Source organism: Isoptericola hypogeus (assembly GCF_039531145.1).
GTDB classification, from domain to species: domain Bacteria; phylum Actinomycetota; class Actinomycetes; order Actinomycetales; family Cellulomonadaceae; genus Isoptericola; species Isoptericola hypogeus.
Window position 1 is genome coordinate 120,266 of record NZ_BAAAPM010000002.1, and the last position, 16,596, is coordinate 136,861.

A 16,596-nucleotide genomic window follows, 5' to 3' on the forward strand; every position below is an offset into this window, starting at 1 on the left:
TCCATGACGGACGCCTTGAGCGCGCGCCAGTCGTCCCGCGTGGGGATGCGCACCCCGGCGTCGGCGAACAGCTGCGCGACCCGCTCGGTCGCCGGCGCCCACTCGCGCTCGGTGTACTTGTCGAAGTACTCGCCGGTGGCGTACTTCGACGTCTCGAAGCTGCCGAACGCCCGGCCCCGCTCGATCGCGAGCCGGTTGGAGGCCGCGATCGCGTGGTACGCGACCGTGTAGAAGTAGAGGTTCGTGAAGTCGACGCCCTCGTCGGAGCCGTAGTAGATCCGCTCGCGCGCGAGGTAGCCGTGCAGGTTCATCTGCCCCAGGCCGATCGCGTGGCCGAGCTCGTTGGCCCGCTTGACCGACGGTACCGACTCGATGCTCGTCTGGTCGGAGACCGCCGTGAGCGCGCGGATCGACGTCTCGATGGTCTTGCCGAAGTCGGGCGAGTCCATCGTCCGCGCGATGTTCAGCGAACCCAGGTTGCACGAGATGTCGCGGCCCACGTGGTCGTAGGACAGGTCCTCGTTGAATGTGGACGGCGTCGAGACCTGCAGGATCTCCGAGCACAGGTTCGAGTGGGTGATGCGGCCCTCGATCGGGTTGGCCCGGTTCACCGTGTCCTCGAACATCACGTACGGGTAGCCCGACTCGAACTGCAGCTCCGCGATGGTCTGGAAGAAGTCGCGGGCCTTGATCGTGGTCTTGCGGATCCGGTCGTCTGCGACGAGCTCGTCGTACTTCTCGCTGATGGAGACGTCCGCGAACGGCTTGCCGTAGACGCGCTCGACGTCGTACGGGCTGAACAGGTGCATGTCCGCGTTCTTCTTGGCGAGCTCGAACGTCACGTCCGGGATCACCACGCCGAGCGAGAGCGTCTTGATGCGGATCTTCTCGTCCGCGTTCTCCCGCTTGGTGTCGAGGAACCGCATGATGTCGGGGTGGTGCGCGTGCAGGTACACCGCGCCGGCGCCCTGGCGCGCCCCGAGCTGGTTGGCGTAGGAGAAGGAGTCCTCGAGCAGCTTCATCACGGGGATGACGCCGGACGACTGGTTCTCGATGTGCTTGATCGGCGCGCCGTGCTCGCGGATGTTGCTGAGCAGCAGGGCCACGCCGCCGCCCCGCTTGGACAGCTGGAGGGCGGAGTTGATGGAGCGCGCGATCGACTCCATGTTGTCCTCGATGCGCAGCAGGAAGCAGGACACGGGCTCGCCGCGCTGCGCCTTGCCGACGTTGAGGAAGGTCGGGGTGGCGGGCTGGAACCGGCCGGAGATGATCTCGGCGACGATGTCGCGCGCCGTCTGCTCGTCGCCGTCCGCGAGGCCGAGCGCGACCATCGAGACGCGGTCCTCGAAGCGCTCGAGGTACTTCTTCCCGTCGAACGTCTTGAGCGTGTACGACGTGTAGTACTTGAACGCGCCGAGGAAAGAGTCGAACTGGAAGTCCGCCGCGTAGGCGAGCTGGAACAGCTCCTTGACGAAGGCACGGGAGTACTTGGCCAGGACCGTCGGGTCGTAGTACTTGTTCTCGACGAGGTGGTCGAGCTTCGCATCGAGGGTGTCGAAGCCGATGGTGTTCGGCTCGACGTGCTGGCGGAAGTACTCGCGCGTGGCCTCGCGGTCCTTGTCGAACTGGATCTTGCCGTCCGGTCCGTACAGGTTGAGCATCGCGTTGAGCGCGTGGTAGTCGAGCTGCAGGCTCTGCAGCGGCACCGCGGTGGCCCCCGCGACCGGGCCTGCGCCCGCGTCGGTCGTACCAGCAGCGCTCACGCCGAGATCAGTGACTGTCGTTGCCAAAATCGTCCCAATCCGTCACGGACGCGGCGGGCGTCCTCAGCTGTCCCCAGAAGTTCGAAGGCGTACAGGTAGGGCACCTGGCACTTCGCGGAGATGATGTCGCCGGCGATGCAGTAGGCAGCGCCGAAGTTGGTGTTCCCCGCGGCGATCACGCCACGGACGAAGGACCGGTTGTGCGGGTCGTTCAGGAACTCGCGCACCCTGCGCGGCACCGCACCACCCTCGTTGCCCCCGCCATAGGTGGGAACCATGAGGACGTACGGTTCGTCGACCCGCAGCATGTCGTCCGACTTGCGCACGGGGATGCGGGAGACACCGATGCCCCGCTCCTCGAGGCCGAGGCGCTGGACGAAGCGGTGGGTGTTCTCCGACACGCTGGAGAAGTAGACGAGAGAACTCATGCTCCCCCTCCCCCGGATGCTGCTTGCGTGACCGGCGGCGACTGGTGCCGCCGGAGAAGGCACGGCGCCCCGGGTCGGGAATCGAAGCCCGGGGCGCCGGCTGCGTGGGGCGTGCGGACCGCGGCCCGCGACGTCAGGCCGAGACGGCCTGTGCCGCGACGGCGCTGATCTGGTCCGGACGGAAGCCCGACCAGTGCGTGTCGCCGGCGACGACCACGGGGGCCTGCAGGTAGCCGAGCCCACGGACCATCTCCAGCGCCTCGGCGTCCTGGGTGATGTCGACGACGGTGTACTCGACGCCCTTGCGGTCGAGGGCGCGGTAGGTCGCGTCGCACTGCACGCAGGCCGGCTTGCTGTAGACCGTGATGCTCATGTCCGTCTCTCCCCTTCTCCGCGCCCCGTGGGGGCGTCGTCCGAATCGCGGCCGGCCCTCGGACCGTGCCGCCGGCCAGTCCTCGAAAGGGGCCCGACCAGGCACGACACCCGTGGAACTACGCCGGTGTGCTTTACGTGGAGGCCTGCGCCCCTCGCGTGCTCCAAACACTACACCTAGTGGTCAGCGCTCGCGCGGCACCGACATGTTGTGGTTGACACGCGTGTCATTCGCCTCCGCGAGGACGCCGATCGACCTCCGGACGAGCCATGGAACCAGCCTCCCACGGGGGTCCGACACGACTGTCCACACCCCCCGTGCACGCCGCCGCCGCCGTCCCGCCGCGCCGTTCCGCGCCTCCCGCCGGATGTCCACAGGCGGTGGGCGACGGACGTCCACAGCGTGTGCGCGACCGGTCTCAAGCCCCGCCCGAGCCGGCCGGGGGCGCGGGCGGACCGCCCGCACCTGCCCGCCCCGGGCCCGAAGTTCGGACATTCCCGGCGATCCGCGATCGAGAATTCTCGTCATCCCTCGGCGTGTCGTGCCGCGCGGGCGTGTCGCACACGCCCGCAGACGCTGTGCGGGTCACCAGGCAGATCACCAGGCCGCGACCGGCCGCCAGCCGCGCCCGTCCACCCCTCCCGGGACCGCCGTCGCCGGGTCGTAGGGCGTGCGGGTGAGGTGGAACGTCCCGACGTCGAGCGCGACCGGTCCGCCCTCGGGGCCGACGGGCCGCAGCCGCTCGGCCCACCAGTACCCGCCCTCGACCCCGAACCAGTCCCCGCCGGCGCCGTCCGGCCGGGCGAACACCGTGCCCCGGCCCGTGTCTCCCGCCGTCCGCAGCACGAGCAGACCGTCGGGACGGACCGACACGACGTGCGGCATCGGCCCCCAGTACCAGGTCCCCGTCAGCGCGAGCGTCGAGTCCGGCACCTCGACGGGGCCCGCCACCGGCCTCCGGGGCGGCAGCACGTCGCGGAGCGGGGCGTCGTCCCCGAACCCGGCGGTCGAGCTGCCGCACACGGCGACGACGTCGCCCGTCACGGCGTCGGCACGCACGGTGGCGGTGAACCCCGGCACGGAGCCGCCGTGCCCGACCGTCTGCGTCGCGCTCCCGGGAGCGCCGACCGGGTCCGGCCGGCGCACCGAGACGCCGAGCGCCCAGGCCGACAGGGGCGCGCCCGGCTCGTCCACGACGACGCGCGGCGCGACCATCCGACGCCGCCACGCCATGGGGAGCGCGCGGTCGTCGTCGGCCCACGGCCCCGCGCCGACGAGCCACGAGCCGAACGCCACGAGGTCCGCCGGGGTCGACCAGACCTCGCCCGCGGGGCCCATCGCGCCGTAGCCGGCGACCGGCTCCACGAGGACGGCGTCGGCGTGCGGGTGCACGGCGTACCCGGTCGCCGTCGCACCCCCCGGCACGCGGCCCGTGCCCGACATGCCGAGCGGCTCCCACACCTCGTCGCGCAGGACCTCGTCCCACGGGCGGCCGTGGGCGGTCTCGACCAGGCGGCCCAGGACCGCGTACCCGACGTTCGAGTAGTGGTGCCGCTCCCCCGGCTCTGCGACGGGCAGCACGCCCGAGCCCACCAGCTCCTCCCAGGCGCCCGCGCCGTGCCGCTCCCACCACGGCCCCGGGGGCTCCGCCGGGAGCCCGGCCGTGTGCGTGAGGTGCTGCGCGACCGTGGCGGCCGGCGCGGGCGCGTCGGGCAGGTGCCTGCCCACCGGGTCGTCCAGCCCGACGCGCCCGGACGCCACGAGCCGCAGCACGGCGACCGCCGTCATCGGCTTGCTGATCGAGCCGACGCGGAAGGCGGTGGAGGTGGTGACGGGCACGGGGGCCGCGTCGTGCCCGAGGCGCGCGTCGCCCACGGCGTCGGCCCACGCGAGCACGCCGTCGCGCGCGACGGCGCCGGACAGCGCCGGGACGCGGCGCGCCCGTCGCAGGTCGTGCAGCGCGGCGCTCAGCGCCTCGCCGGTCCCGGGAGGCAGCGGCGACGGTCGGTCGGGTGCGGCGGTCATGGGCGCACGCTAGCGGCCGCCGCGGCCGGCAGGACGACACCGGACAGGCGGGTCAGGTCAGCCCTCGACGTCCGTCACGGCGGGCAGCGCGCCGGTCGTCACGAGCCGCCGGTACCAGCGGGCGGAGTCCTTCCAGGTGCGCTCGCCCGTCGCGTAGTCGACGTGCAGGATCCCGAACCGCTTGGAGTACCCGTAGCCCCACTCGAAGTTGTCCATGAGCGACCACGCGAAGTACCCGCGCACGTCGGCGCCGGCGTCGAGGGCCGCGCCCACCGCGTCGACGTGGTCGTGCAGGTAGGACACGCGGCGCTCGTCGTGCACGCGCCGCTCGCCGCCGGCGACCACCAGCTCGTCGTCGAAGGCCGCGCCGTTCTCGGTGACGGCCAGCGGCAGCCCCGGGTAGGTGCGGTGCACCTCGAGGAGCAGGTCGGTGAGGCCTGCCGGCTGGATGTTCCAGCCCATGGCCGTGTACGGGCCGGCCTGCTGCACGAACTCGACGTCGGTGACGCCGATCCACGGGCTGTGGGTGGACGCGCCGTGGCCGTCGTTCTCGGCCCGCTCGCCGTCGCCCGCGAAGTGCCGCACGGTGACGGTCGAGTAGTAGTTCACGCCCAGCACGTCGAGCGGCTGGCGGGTCAGCTCGAGGTCGCCGTCCCGCACGAAGGACCAGTCCGAGACGTGGGCCGTGTCGGCCAGCAGGTCGGCCGGGTACGCGCCGTCGAGCAGCGGGCCGAGGAACGCGCGGTTCGCGAGGGCCTCGATCTTGCGCACGGCGTCCGCGTCGGCGGCCGACGCCGGGTCGTCGGCGCGGACGACGTGCAGGTTCAGCGTGACGGAGACCTGCGCGCCGGGGACCACGTCCCGGATCGCGCGGGCGGCCAGCCCGTGCGCGAGGTTGAGGTGATGGACGGCGGCGAGCGCCGCGGCGGGCTCGGTCCGGCCCGGGGCGTGCACGCCGGAGCCGTAGCCGAGGTACGCGGAGCACCAGGGCTCGTTGAGCGTCGTCCAGGCCTCGACGCGGTCGCCGAGCTCGGTGGCCATGAGCCGCGCGTACTCCTCGAAGGCGAGGGCGGTCTCGCGGTTCGCCCAGCCGCCGGCGTCCTCGAGCTCCTGCGGCAGGTCCCAGTGGTACAGCGTGACGAACGGGCGGATGCCGCGCTCGCGCAGGGCGTCGAGCAGCGTGCGGTAGAAGGCGACGCCATCGGAGTTGAGCGGGCCGCGGCCGCCGGGCTGGACGCGGGGCCACGAGATCGACAGCCGGTAGGCGCCCACGCCGAGGCGGTCCAGGTGGTCGACGTCCTCCGACCAGCGGTGGTAGTGGTCGCACGCCACGTCGCCGGTGTCACCGCCCAGTGTGCGGCCCGGGGTGCGGGAGTAGGTGTCCCAGATCGAAGGGCCGCGGCCGCCCTCGGCGGCGGCCCCCTCGATCTGGTACGCAGCGGTCGCGGTGCCCCACAGGAAGTCGGTCGGGAAGGTGCGGGTGGACGAGGCGGCGGGCGCGGCGTCGCCGCGCGTGCGGGGCGTCGAGATGCTCACGTGAAGTCCTTCGGCGTTGCGGGCGGGAGTCCGGGTGGGAGCGCTCCCACGATCGGATCGGAAGTCTAGCGCCCCGCGCCCCGCCCCCGCTGGGGACGGGCGCGCGGCGGGGGGGGCGCGGGGATCGGTCTCAGACGGCGAGCGTCACGGCGCCTGCACCCTGGGCGGACGCCCACCGGTCGCCGGCGCGCACCGACCACGCGCCGGGCGCGTCGCGCGACGAGACCTCGACCTCGTCGCCGGTGCGCCGCACGCGGAACCGCGCGACGGACCCGTCCGCCTCCCCGGTGGGCACCTCCGTGACCGCGTCGTACCCGTCGGGCAGCCCGAACAGGCGCAGCTCGACGCCGTCGGCCCACGCGTAGTCGGGCCGGTCGGTGCGGGCGCCGACGGGCAGCACCGTGCCGGGCCGGACCAGGACCGGCAGCGAGTCGAAGCCGTGCGTCTCGGTGACCCAGCGCGGCCCGGTGACGGTGCGCTCGTGGCCGCCCGCGCCGTCGTCGAGCAGCCGGGTCCACGTGCCCTCGGGCACGTAGTACTCGACGATCCCGTCGGGCGTGAAGACCGGCGCGACGAGCAGCGCGTCGCCCAGCATGTACTGGGTGTCGACGCCGAACGTGCCGCGGTCGGCCGGGAACTCCAGCACCATGGACCGCATGATCGGCGTCCCGTCGCCGGTCGCCTGGCGGGCCGACGCCGCGAGGTACGGCATCAGCGACAGCTTGAGGTGCGTGAACCGGCGCGCGACGTCGACGGCCTCGGGGTCGAACGCCCACGGCACGCGGTACGAGCCGGACCCGTGCAGGCGCGAGTGGCTGGACAGCAGCCCGAAGGCGAGCCAGCGCTTGAAGACCCCGGCGTCCGGCGTGCCCTCGAAGCCGCCGATGTCGTGGCTCCAGTAGCCGAAGCCCGACATGCCGAGCGACAGGCCGCCGCGCAGCGACTCCGCCATCGACGCGTAGGTCGAGTCGCAGTCGCCGCCCCAGTGCACCGGCATCTGCTGCCCGCCGGCGGTCGCCGACCGGGCGAACAGCACCGCCTCGCCCCGCCCGCGGCGCCGCTCCAGCAGGCCGAACACGGCCTCGTTGTAGAGCTGGGCGTAGTAGTTGTGCATCTGGCGCGGGTCGGAACCGTCGTGCCAGACGACGCCCTCGACGGGGACGCGCTCGCCGAAGTCCGTCTTGAAGCAGTCGACGCCCTGGTCGAGCAGCCGCTCCAGGTGGCCCAGGTACCACGCCGTCGCGTCGGGGTTGGTGAAGTCGACCAGCCCCATCCCGGCCTGCCACAGGTCCCACTGCCACACGCCGCCGTCCGGGGTGCGCAGCAGGTAGCCCCGCGCGGAACCCTCCGCGAACAGCGGGGAACGCTGGCCGATGTACGGGTTGATCCACGCGCTGACCTTGAGCCCGCGCTCGTGCAGGCGGGCCAGCATCCCCTCCGGGTCGGGGAAGACGCGGGGGTCCCACTCGAAGTCGCACCACTGGTACTCGCGCATCCAGAAGCAGTCGAAGTGGAAGACGCTCAGCGGCAGGTCGCGCTCGGCCATCCCGTCGACGAAGGACGTCACGGTGGCCTCGTCGTAGTCGGTGGTGAACGACGTCGACAACCAGAGCCCGTACGACCAGGCCGGCACCGCCGGCGGGCGGCCCGTGAGGCCGGTGTACCGCCGCAGCACGTCCTTGGGCGTCGGGCCCGCGACGACGTAGTACTCCAGCGCCTGCCCCTCGACGGAGAACTGCACCCGTGTGTTCACCTCGGACGCGACCTCGAGCGAGACCTTCTCCGGGTGCGCGACGAAGACGCCGTAGCCCTTGCTCGTGAGGTAGAACGGCACGTTCTTGTACGCCTGCTCGCTCGACGTGCCGCCGTCCTCGTTCCAGACGTCGACGCTCTGGCCGTTCTTGACGAACGGGCCGAACCGCTCCCCCAACCCGTACACGTGCTCGCCCGGGTCGAGCGAGAGCTGCTCGTGCACCCACGCGCCGCCGGCGGCCGGCCCGGACGACGACGTCATCGCGCCCACCGACTTCGGCAGGCTGGAGGTGAGGACGCGCCCGTCCTGCTCGAAGTCGACGCGCCAGCGCCCGCCGCGGTGCACGCGGACGCTGAGCCCGCCCGACTCCAGGACGCCCGCGGCCTCGTCGACCTTCACCACCGGGCGGAAGCCGGCCTCGCCGGCGACGGCGAACTCCGGGCCGCGGCGCGCGGCGCCCGCGAAGTGCTCCACCCGCACCTTGACGACGCCCGGCGACGGCGAGGAGTACGTGACGGTGAGCATCGGCCGGTTGAGGGTGTCGCCGCGGCCACGGATCACGGCCGTCGGCGCGTACACCGTCATCGTGCCCGCCGCCTCGTCCACGCGGACGTCGTCGACCTGGACCGCGTACAGCGGGTCGATGCCGGGGCGGGTCTGCCAGTAGCCGTCGGTGAACTTCATGAGGTACCTCGTCGGGTCGGGGTCGGTCGGGCGGGGGCCGCGGGCGGCCGGAGGAGCGTCACTTCACGGCGCCCGCAGTCACCCCTCGCGTGAGCGTCCGCTGGAAGATCAGGAAGAAGACCAGCGCGGGGATCAGCGAGACGAGGGCGCCGGCGTTCGTCGTCGGCGCGTCCATCATCCGGTCGCCCTGGAGGGACGCGAGGGCGATGGGGATCGTCTGCGTGTCGTTCGTCGTCAGCATGACCAGCGGGATGAAGAACTCGTTCCAGGTCCAGATGAAGAAGAAGATCACGAGGACCATGAGCGTCGGCCGGACGATCGGGAAGACGACCTGCCACAGGATCCGCCAGCGCCCGGCGCCGTCGAGCGCCGCCGCCTCGAGCAGCGCGGGCGGGAACGTGCCGAGCACGGACGCCAGCAGGTAGGTGCCGAAGGCCGACTGGATGACCGTGAAGATGATGATGACCGACCACTGCGAGTTGGACAGTCCCACCTGGCGGGCCATGTCGAACAGCGGGTAGATCAGGGCCTCCTGCGGGAGCATGTTCGCGAGCAGGAAGAGCAGGACGATCCCCAGCCGCCCCTTGATGCGCCCGACGCCGATGGCGTACGCGTTGAGCAGGGACAGCACCGTGCCCGCGACCGCCACGACCGCCGAGATGAAGAACGAGTTCCACAGCTTCACCGGGAAGTCGACGCGGGTCCAGAAGTTGACCACGCCGTCGAAGTAGAGCGACGTGGGGATGCTCAGCGGGCCGTTCTGCGAGTAGTCGGTCGGGGACTTGAACGCGTTGAGCAGCATGATCAGCATCGGCGCGAGGATCACCAGCGCCACCACGACGGCGCCGGCGAGCACGAACCAGCGGGCGGCGCCGCGCCGGTGGCGGGCGTCGGGGCGCGAGCCGCGCGGGTCCGGGCCGGGCGGCGGGGCCGCGACGCCCCGGCCGGCGGGAAGGTTCTCGATTGTCGTGGACATCAGCTGCCCACCCCCTCACGGCGCTCGGCACGCGCCTGCAGCGCGAGGATGATCACGGCCACGGCGATGATGACGACGGTCAGCACGGTCGCGACGGCCGCGCCGTAGCCGACCCGGGACTTGTCGAAGAAGTTGAGGTACGAGTAGTAGCTCGGCACGAGCGTCGAGCTCTCCGGCCCGCCGCGGGTGAGCACGTAGATCGGCCCGAAGACCTTGAGCGCCGCGACCGTGCACGTGAGCGTCACGACGAACGTCTCGGGGCGGATCTGCGGGATCGTGATCGCGCGGAACCGCCGCCACCAGCCGGCGCCGTCGAGCTCCGCCGCCTCGTACAGCTCGGGGTCCACCCGCTGCAGGGCCGCCATGAAGATCACCACCGGGTAGCCGATCTGCACCCAGATCAGCACGAGCATGACGCTCGGCAGCGCGAACGTCGGGTCGCCGAGCCAGTTCGGCGGGTTCTCGACGCCGAACCCGCGCAGGATCTCGTTGAGGGCTCCCGTCTGGGCGTTGAGGATCCAGTTCCACAGCACGCCGGCGACGGCGACGGGCAGGATCTGCGGCAGGTAGTACGTGGCGCGCAGCACGGACGCGGCGCGCCCGCCGAACCGGCGCCCCAGGTAGTCGAACAGCACGGCCGCGAGGATGAGGCCGATCGCCGTCGGGACGATCACCATCGCGACGATCATCCAGATCGAGTTCTGGAACGAGGTCCAGAAGTCCGAGTCCTGCCACAGCTCCGCGTAGTTGTCGAAGCCCACCCACTCCAGCGGCGCGAGGCCGCCCCGCCAGGAGAACAGGCTGATGTACACGTTGGTGACCAGGGGGTACCCGATGACGACGACGAACAGGACCGCGCCGGGGATCAGGTACGGGAGGTAGCCGGGCCATCCTGACCCGGATGCGGAACGGGATGCGGGCCGGCGCCGTCGGGCGCGCAGAGGCGTGGTTGCGCTCATGAACAGCTCCTTGGGTGGGCCGGGTCGGGAGCGGCCCGATGGGGGCCGTGCCGGGGGCGGGCCGCCGACGCGTGGGACGGCGGCCCGGCACCCGGTCACTCACCGAGCAGGTCGGCCTTGCCGTCGACGTACGCGGACTCGAGGCCGTCGAGCACCTCGTCGGGCGACTTCGACTGGTTGATCAGCGACTGCAGCTCGCTCACGAGCACGTCGTAGTACCCCGGCACCGGCCAGTCGGGGTAGAAGGCGAGCCCGTCCTCGTCGAGGATCGCCTGGAAGTTCTCGGTGAGCTCCTTGGTCTTCGGGTCCTCGATCGTCGACGCGTCGCCCGCGACGGGCAGGCCGCCCGTCTGCGCGAGCACCTCCTGCACCTCCGGGCGCAGCGTCGTGTCGATGAACTCGGTGGCCAGCGACGGCGAGTCGGCGTTGGTGGGCACCACCCAGAGGTTGCCCGACGAGCCGGCGTGCAGCGTGTTGCCGGGGAAGTTGAACTGCCCCCACTCGTCCTGCATCTCGGCGACGACACGGCCGAACCACCACGAGCCGGAGACCATCATCGGGTAGTCGCCCTTCATGAAGGCCACCCCCATGTCCTCGGCGGTGAGGCCCGCCGAGTCGGACGCGACGTAGCCCTCCTTGATCCACGCGTCGAGCTGCTCGGTGGCGGCCGTCATCTCGGGGCCGTGGAAGTCGACGTCGCCGTCGAAGAGCTGGTAGGAGTCCACGAACTCGCGGTCCGCGTTCGCGAGCACGAGCTCGTACCAGAGCTGGCCCATCGGGTACTCCGCGCCGGCCTCGGCGAGCGGGGTGATCCCCTCGGCCTTGAAGGCCTTCATCACGGCCTCGAGCTCGTCGAGGGTCGTGGGCACCTCGAGGCCGAGGTCGTCGAACATCTTCTGGTTGTAGTAGACCCCGACGAACTCGCCGTAGTTGGGCACGCCGTACCACTCGCCGGAGCCCATGAGCCCGTTCTCGTCGTACGTGGCGGTGGTCGCCAGCGAGCCGGCGAGCTTGTCGGCCCAGCCGTTCTCCTCGGCGGCGTCGGTCAGCGGCGCCAGCAGGCCCTGCGACGCGAGCTGCCCCGCGGTCGCGTTGCCCTTGTTGTACTCCATGACGTCGGGCACGTCGTCACCGGTGAGCACGATCTTGGCGTTCTTCTGGATCTGCTCGAACGTCTGCTTCTCGACCTCGACGGTGACGTCCGGGTGCTCGTCCTCGAAGATCTCGATGGCCTTCGCCCACGCCTGGCCCATGGCGGAGTCGTCGTTCTCGTAGTGCCAGATCGTCAGGGTCTGGTCGTCGGCGTCGCCACCGCCCTCCGCGGTGCTGCCGCCGCCACCGCTGCCGCCCCCGCCGATGCAGGCGGTCAGTGCCAGGGGCAGGACCGCCAGCGCGGCGATCATCGATGCCTTGCGGGTTCGCGTCATCGCGATTCCTCCTTCGTCGGCCCCGGCGCGGGTGCGCCAGCGCGCCGGGCTCTTGCGCCCGGACAGGTCGGTTTCTGGTTTCTGGTGCGCACCGTCAGGGACGGGGCGGGGACTGCGCGGCGCCGGACGCGGGGGCCGCGTCCCGCGCGGGCCCGACGCTCTGGCCGGGCTCGAGGGTGCAGCCGATGAGCGCGCCGGCCGCCGGAGAGCCCTCCCCCGAGACCTGCGAGAGCAGGTTGAGGACGGCGAGGCGGCCCAGCTCGGCGCCGGGGGCGTGCATGGTCGTCAGGGGCGGGTTGCTCATGTCGGCCACCCCGGGGGACGTGACGATCGCGAGCACCGACATCTGCTCGGGGACCCCGACGCCACGGTGCTGGAGCTCGGCGAGCACTCCGAAGGTGGCGATCTCGTTCATGGTGACCAGCGCGGTGGTGCCCGGCTGGTCGGCGAGGACGTCGGCGAGCGCCTCGCGGCCCGCCTGCGGGGACTCGTCGACCCGCCGGGTGAGCGGCTCGAGCCCGTGGCTCCGCATCGCGGCGGCGAAGCCCTCCTCGGCCCGGAACGTCGGGGCGTAGCCCTCCGTCGCGGTCGCCTCCGAGTGGTTGAGGAACGCGATGCGACGGTGGCCGAGCCCGACGAGGTGGTCGACGGCCTCGCGCGTGGTCCGCTCGAAGTCGACGTCCACGCTGGGCAGGCCCCCGACGTCGCGCGTCCTGCCGATCATCGTGAACGGCACCCCGGCGTCGCGGAGCGTGGCCACGCGCGGGTCGTCGAGGGTGACCTCCATGACGAGGACGCCGTCCGCCATCCCCTGGAGCACGAGGTCGCGCACCTCGTCGGCCTGGTTCGTCCGGAACGGCCACAGGACCAGATGGTGCCCGTTCTCCCGCGCGGTGTCGGCCGCGGCGGAGACGAACTCCGCCACCGTCCCGCCGAGCCCGCGCTCGGCGGCCGGGTAGACGAGGGCCAGCACCCGGCTGCGCCGGGACGCGAGCCCGCGAGCCATGGCGTTGGGCGTGTACCCGAGCTCCGCCATCGCCGCGGCCACGCGGTCCCGCGTCGCCGCGGAGACGCTGCGGGTGCCGGAGAGCGCGTAGGACACCGTGCTCAGCGACACACCCGCGCGCCGGGCCACGTCCTGCATCGTCGCCATCTCGCACCTCCCTGTGCCGTCCACCGTGCTGCGTGGGCTCCGTCGTCCGATCCGTCGAAGACCCTGATTCGAAGCGCTGGTCGAAGCGCTTGGTCGAAGCGCTTCGACGAACAGGATGGATGTGGCACGCGTCACCTGTCAAGGGGTTCGACGCTATTTAGTTCATCCATTGCCACATCGCCTCGATCCGGGCTAGCGTCGTGGGCAGGCAGCGGGTCGAAGCGCTTCGACGATGATCGTTTCGCAGGCCGCAGGTCCTCACCAGGCTCGGGGCCGCTGCCCGGCGCCCGGCCCCGTCCGGCGCCGCCCCGGTGAGGTGCTCGTTCCGTCCCCAGCGGCCGGCCGACGTCGGCCGGCCCCGAACCGAGGGAGCACGATGAGTACCCCCACCCGCCGCTGGACGCGCCACTGGACCCGGCAGGGCATCGCCGCCACCACCGCTTTCAGCGTCCTCGCCCTCACGCCCGCCCTGGCATGGGCGTCCGCCTCCGCCCCGCCCGGCACGGCCGCCGCCGCCGCGACGGTCGCCGGCCTCGACGACCTGCCGTTCCGCGACCCCGACCTGCCCGTCGACCAGCGGGTCGACGACCTCCTGGGCCGCCTCACCGAGACCGAGACGATCTCCCTGCTGCACCAGTTCCCCCTGCCCGTCCCCCGTCTCGGCATCGGGCAGTTCCGCAGCGGCACCGAGGCGCTGCACGGCCTCGCCTGGACGACCTCCCACGTCGACGGCGCGGTCCACACCGCCACCGCGACGACCTTCCCGCAGGCGGTCGGGCTGGCCAGCACGTGGGACCCCGGCCTCATCGAGGACGTCGGCGCCGTCGTCAGCGACGAGGCGCGCGGCTACCACGCGCAGGACCCGGCGCTGTGGGGGCTCAACCTCTGGGCGCCTGTCGTCAACCTGCTCCGCGACCCCCGGTGGGGGCGCAACGAGGAGGGCTACTCCGAGGACCCGACGCTGTCCAGCGAGATCGCGACGGCCTACGGGCACGGACTCACCGGCGACGACCCCTTCTACCTCAAGACCGCGCCGACGCTGAAGCACTACCTGGGCTACAACGTCGAGACGAGGCGCGACACGGTCAACGCGGTCCTGCCGCCCCGCGTGCTGCACGAGTACGAGGAGCAGGCCTTCGAGCCGGTGATCCGCGCCGACGCCGCGACCGGCGTCATGACCGGGTACAACCTCGTCAACGGGCGCCCCGCCACGGTGGACCCGAGCCTGGACGACACCGTGCGGTCGTGGACCGACAAGACGCTGTTCAACGTCTCCGACGCCGCGGCCCCGCTCAACCTGGTGAACTCCCAGCAGTACTACGCCACCCAGGCCGAGGCGGACGCCGCGCTCGTCAGGGCGGGCCTCGACTCCATGACCGTGAACGACAACAACCCCACCCCGACGATCACGGCCGTGCAGGAGGCCCTCGACCAGGGCCTCCTGGACTGGTCGGACGTCCGCACCGCGGCGTCCCACGGCCTGGAGCTGCGGTTCCGGCTGGGTGAGTTCGACCCCGACGGCGGGCCGTACGGAGACATCGGCGCGGACGCCGTCGACACGGACGCGAACCGCGCCCTCGCCCGGGAGACGGCCGCCGCCGCCCAGGTGCTGCTCAAGAACGACGGCGAGACACTGCCCCTCGACGCGGGGACGACGGACGAGGTCGCCGTCGTCGGACCGCTCGCCGACACCCTGTACACGGACTGGTACGGCGGGAAGCAGCCATACTCCGTGACGCCCGTGGACGGGATCACGGCCCGGCTCGGCGACGGCGGCGAGGTCGCGACCACCGAGGGCGTCGACCGCATCGCGCTGCGGGACGCGTCGACCGGCCACTACCTGGCGGGCGGCGAGGGCGCCGAGGGCGCGCGGCTCACGGCGACGTCCGACGACGCCGGCCCGGCGGCGCAGCTCGACGTCTTCGACTGGGGCGAGGGCGTCGTCACGCTGCGTAGCGCCGCGAACGGCAAGACCGTCGGCCTGTCCGGTTCCGGCTTCGCCAACGACCAGGACCAGCCGAACGGCTGGTTCGTCCAGCAGCTGTTCCGGATCGAGGAGCGGCCCAGCGGCAACGTCGTCCTGCGGTACGCGGGCTACGACTCCACCGAGTCGTGGTCGCCGTCGTTCCGCACGCCGTACCTGACGATCGACGACTCCGGCGCGCTCGTGCTCGGCGCCGCGACCGCCGACGGCGCGACCGAGTTCGTCCGCGACGTCGTCGTCGACGGAACGGCGCAGGCCGTCGAGGCCGCCGCGGGTGCGGACGCCGCCGTCGTCGTGGTCGGCACCATGCCGTTCATCAACGGGCGCGAGGCGCACGACCGGACCGAGCTGGACCTCGCCGCCGGGCAGCAGGCCCTGGTCGAGGCGGTGCGCGAGGCGAACCCGAACACGGTCGTCGTGCTCACCTCGAGCTACCCGCAGACCATCGGCGACCTGCAGGACTCGGTCCCGGCGATCCTCTGGACGACGCACGCCGGCCAGGAGACCGGGAACGCCGTCGCCGACGTGCTCTTCGGCGACACCAACCCCGCCGGGCGCCTCACGCAGACCTGGCCCGCGTCGATCGACGACCTGCCTGCTGAGCTGGACCGGTACGACATCATCGACACCGGCCAGACGTACCTGTACGACGAAGACCACGACCCGCTGTACGAGTTCGGCTACGGCCTGTCCTACACGTCGTTCCGGTACTCCCACCTGCGGGTCGACGACAGGTCCGTGCGGCGGGGCGACACGATCCGCGTCTCGGTGGACGTCACCAACACGGGCGACGTCGACGGCGACGAGGTGGTGCAGCTCTACACGCACCAGCGCTCGTCGCGCACCGACCAGCCCGTCCGGCAGCTGCGGGACTTCGAGCGCGTCCGCGTTGCGGCCGGCGAGACGGAGCGGGTGCGGCTCGAGGTGCCCGTGCAGGCGCTGCGGACCTGGGACGTCACCCGCAGCCGGTGGGTGGTCGAGGCGAGCACGCACGACCTGATGGTCGGGGCGTCGTCCCGGGACGTGCGGGAGCGGTCGTCCGTGCACGTCGCGGGCGAGCGCGTGCCGGACCGCGACCTCTCCCGCACCACCGAGGCGCAGAACTTCGACGACTACTCCGGGGTGACGCTGGTCGACACGTCGAAGGAGGCGGGCACGTCGGTGGCCTCGGGCGAGGCCAGGTCGTGGGTGGCGTTCGAGGACGTCGACCTCGGCAAGGGCGCGCGCACGTTCGCCGCGGCGGTGGCCCGCGCGGAGACCGGCGACGCCCGCGTCGAGGTGCGCCTCGACTCGCCGCGAGGCCGGCTGGTCGGCGCCGCCGAGGTGCCGAGCACCGGCGACGCCTACGCGTACGCCGACGTCACGGCGCGCCTCGACCGGGCGCGGGGCCACCACGACGTCTACCTCGTCTTCGACGGGGAGGTCCGGCTCTCGACGTTCCGTCTGGCACCGTAGGCCGGTGGGGAGGCGTGCCCGGGTGCGTCCTCGGGCACGTCTCCCCCACCGCCGGCCGCCCGGCCGGCCCGACCGTCGAC

General features: G+C 72.2%; 11 protein-coding genes. 1 reads left to right on the forward strand and 10 read right to left on the reverse strand.

Features of this window, described 5'->3' with window-relative positions; genetic code table 11:
• The 10 genes from nrdE to ABD254_RS01080 form a co-directional block, all read right to left on the reverse strand.
• Positions 1 to 1,661 (reverse strand): class 1b ribonucleoside-diphosphate reductase subunit alpha (nrdE, locus tag ABD254_RS01035; protein ID WP_344245230.1); only part of this gene is annotated, 1,661 nt, incomplete at its 3' end.
• Between the two features lie 98 nt (positions 1,662 to 1,759).
• Positions 1,760 to 2,191 carry a class Ib ribonucleoside-diphosphate reductase assembly flavoprotein NrdI gene (gene nrdI / locus ABD254_RS01040; protein WP_344244763.1) on the reverse strand — a complete coding sequence of 144 codons (432 nt, stop codon included), beginning with the start codon at positions 2,189 to 2,191 and terminating at the stop codon, positions 1,760 to 1,762.
• Positions 2,192 to 2,324: 133 nt separating this feature from the next.
• Positions 2,325 to 2,564 (reverse strand): glutaredoxin-like protein NrdH, encoded by a 240-nt coding sequence (gene nrdH, locus ABD254_RS01045; RefSeq protein WP_344244765.1) that lies wholly within the window; start codon positions 2,562 to 2,564, stop codon positions 2,325 to 2,327.
• A gap of 597 nt (positions 2,565 to 3,161) precedes the next feature.
• The gene (locus tag ABD254_RS01050; RefSeq protein WP_344244767.1) at positions 3,162 to 4,589 is read right to left on the reverse strand and encodes a serine hydrolase domain-containing protein; all 1,428 of its coding nucleotides are present in this window, start codon (positions 4,587 to 4,589) and stop codon (positions 3,162 to 3,164) included.
• A gap of 57 nt (positions 4,590 to 4,646) precedes the next feature.
• Positions 4,647 to 6,125, reverse strand: coding sequence for a GH1 family beta-glucosidase (locus ABD254_RS01055; protein WP_344244769.1), 1,479 nt, complete (start codon positions 6,123 to 6,125; stop codon positions 4,647 to 4,649).
• Positions 6,126 to 6,255: 130 nt separating this feature from the next.
• Positions 6,256 to 8,562 carry an alpha-xylosidase gene (yicI, locus tag ABD254_RS01060; RefSeq protein WP_344244771.1) on the reverse strand — a complete coding sequence of 769 codons (2,307 nt, stop codon included), beginning with the start codon at positions 8,560 to 8,562 and terminating at the stop codon, positions 6,256 to 6,258.
• A 58-nt stretch (positions 8,563 to 8,620) separates the two neighbouring features.
• Complete coding sequence (locus tag ABD254_RS01065) at positions 8,621 to 9,538, reverse strand: carbohydrate ABC transporter permease (RefSeq protein ID WP_344244773.1); 918 nt, start codon at positions 9,536 to 9,538, stop codon at positions 8,621 to 8,623.
• A complete protein-coding gene (locus tag ABD254_RS01070) occupies positions 9,538 to 10,497 on the reverse strand; it encodes a carbohydrate ABC transporter permease (protein WP_344244775.1) in 960 nt (319 codons plus the stop codon). The genes ABD254_RS01065 and ABD254_RS01070 overlap by 1 nt, the downstream gene beginning before the upstream one ends.
• 95 nt (positions 10,498 to 10,592) lie before the next feature.
• The gene (locus tag ABD254_RS01075; RefSeq protein ID WP_344244777.1) at positions 10,593 to 11,924 is read right to left on the reverse strand and encodes an ABC transporter substrate-binding protein; all 1,332 of its coding nucleotides are present in this window, start codon (positions 11,922 to 11,924) and stop codon (positions 10,593 to 10,595) included.
• A gap of 94 nt (positions 11,925 to 12,018) precedes the next feature.
• Positions 12,019 to 13,077, reverse strand: a complete 1,059-nt coding sequence (locus ABD254_RS01080; RefSeq protein ID WP_344244779.1) for a LacI family DNA-binding transcriptional regulator — start codon at positions 13,075 to 13,077, stop codon at positions 12,019 to 12,021.
• Between the two features lie 376 nt (positions 13,078 to 13,453).
• On the opposite strand from ABD254_RS01080, the gene ABD254_RS01085 reads away from it, so the two are divergent.
• Positions 13,454 to 16,516, forward strand: coding sequence for a glycoside hydrolase family 3 protein (locus ABD254_RS01085; protein WP_344244781.1), 3,063 nt, complete (start codon positions 13,454 to 13,456; stop codon positions 16,514 to 16,516).
• Positions 16,517 to 16,596: the final 80 nt, after the last annotated feature.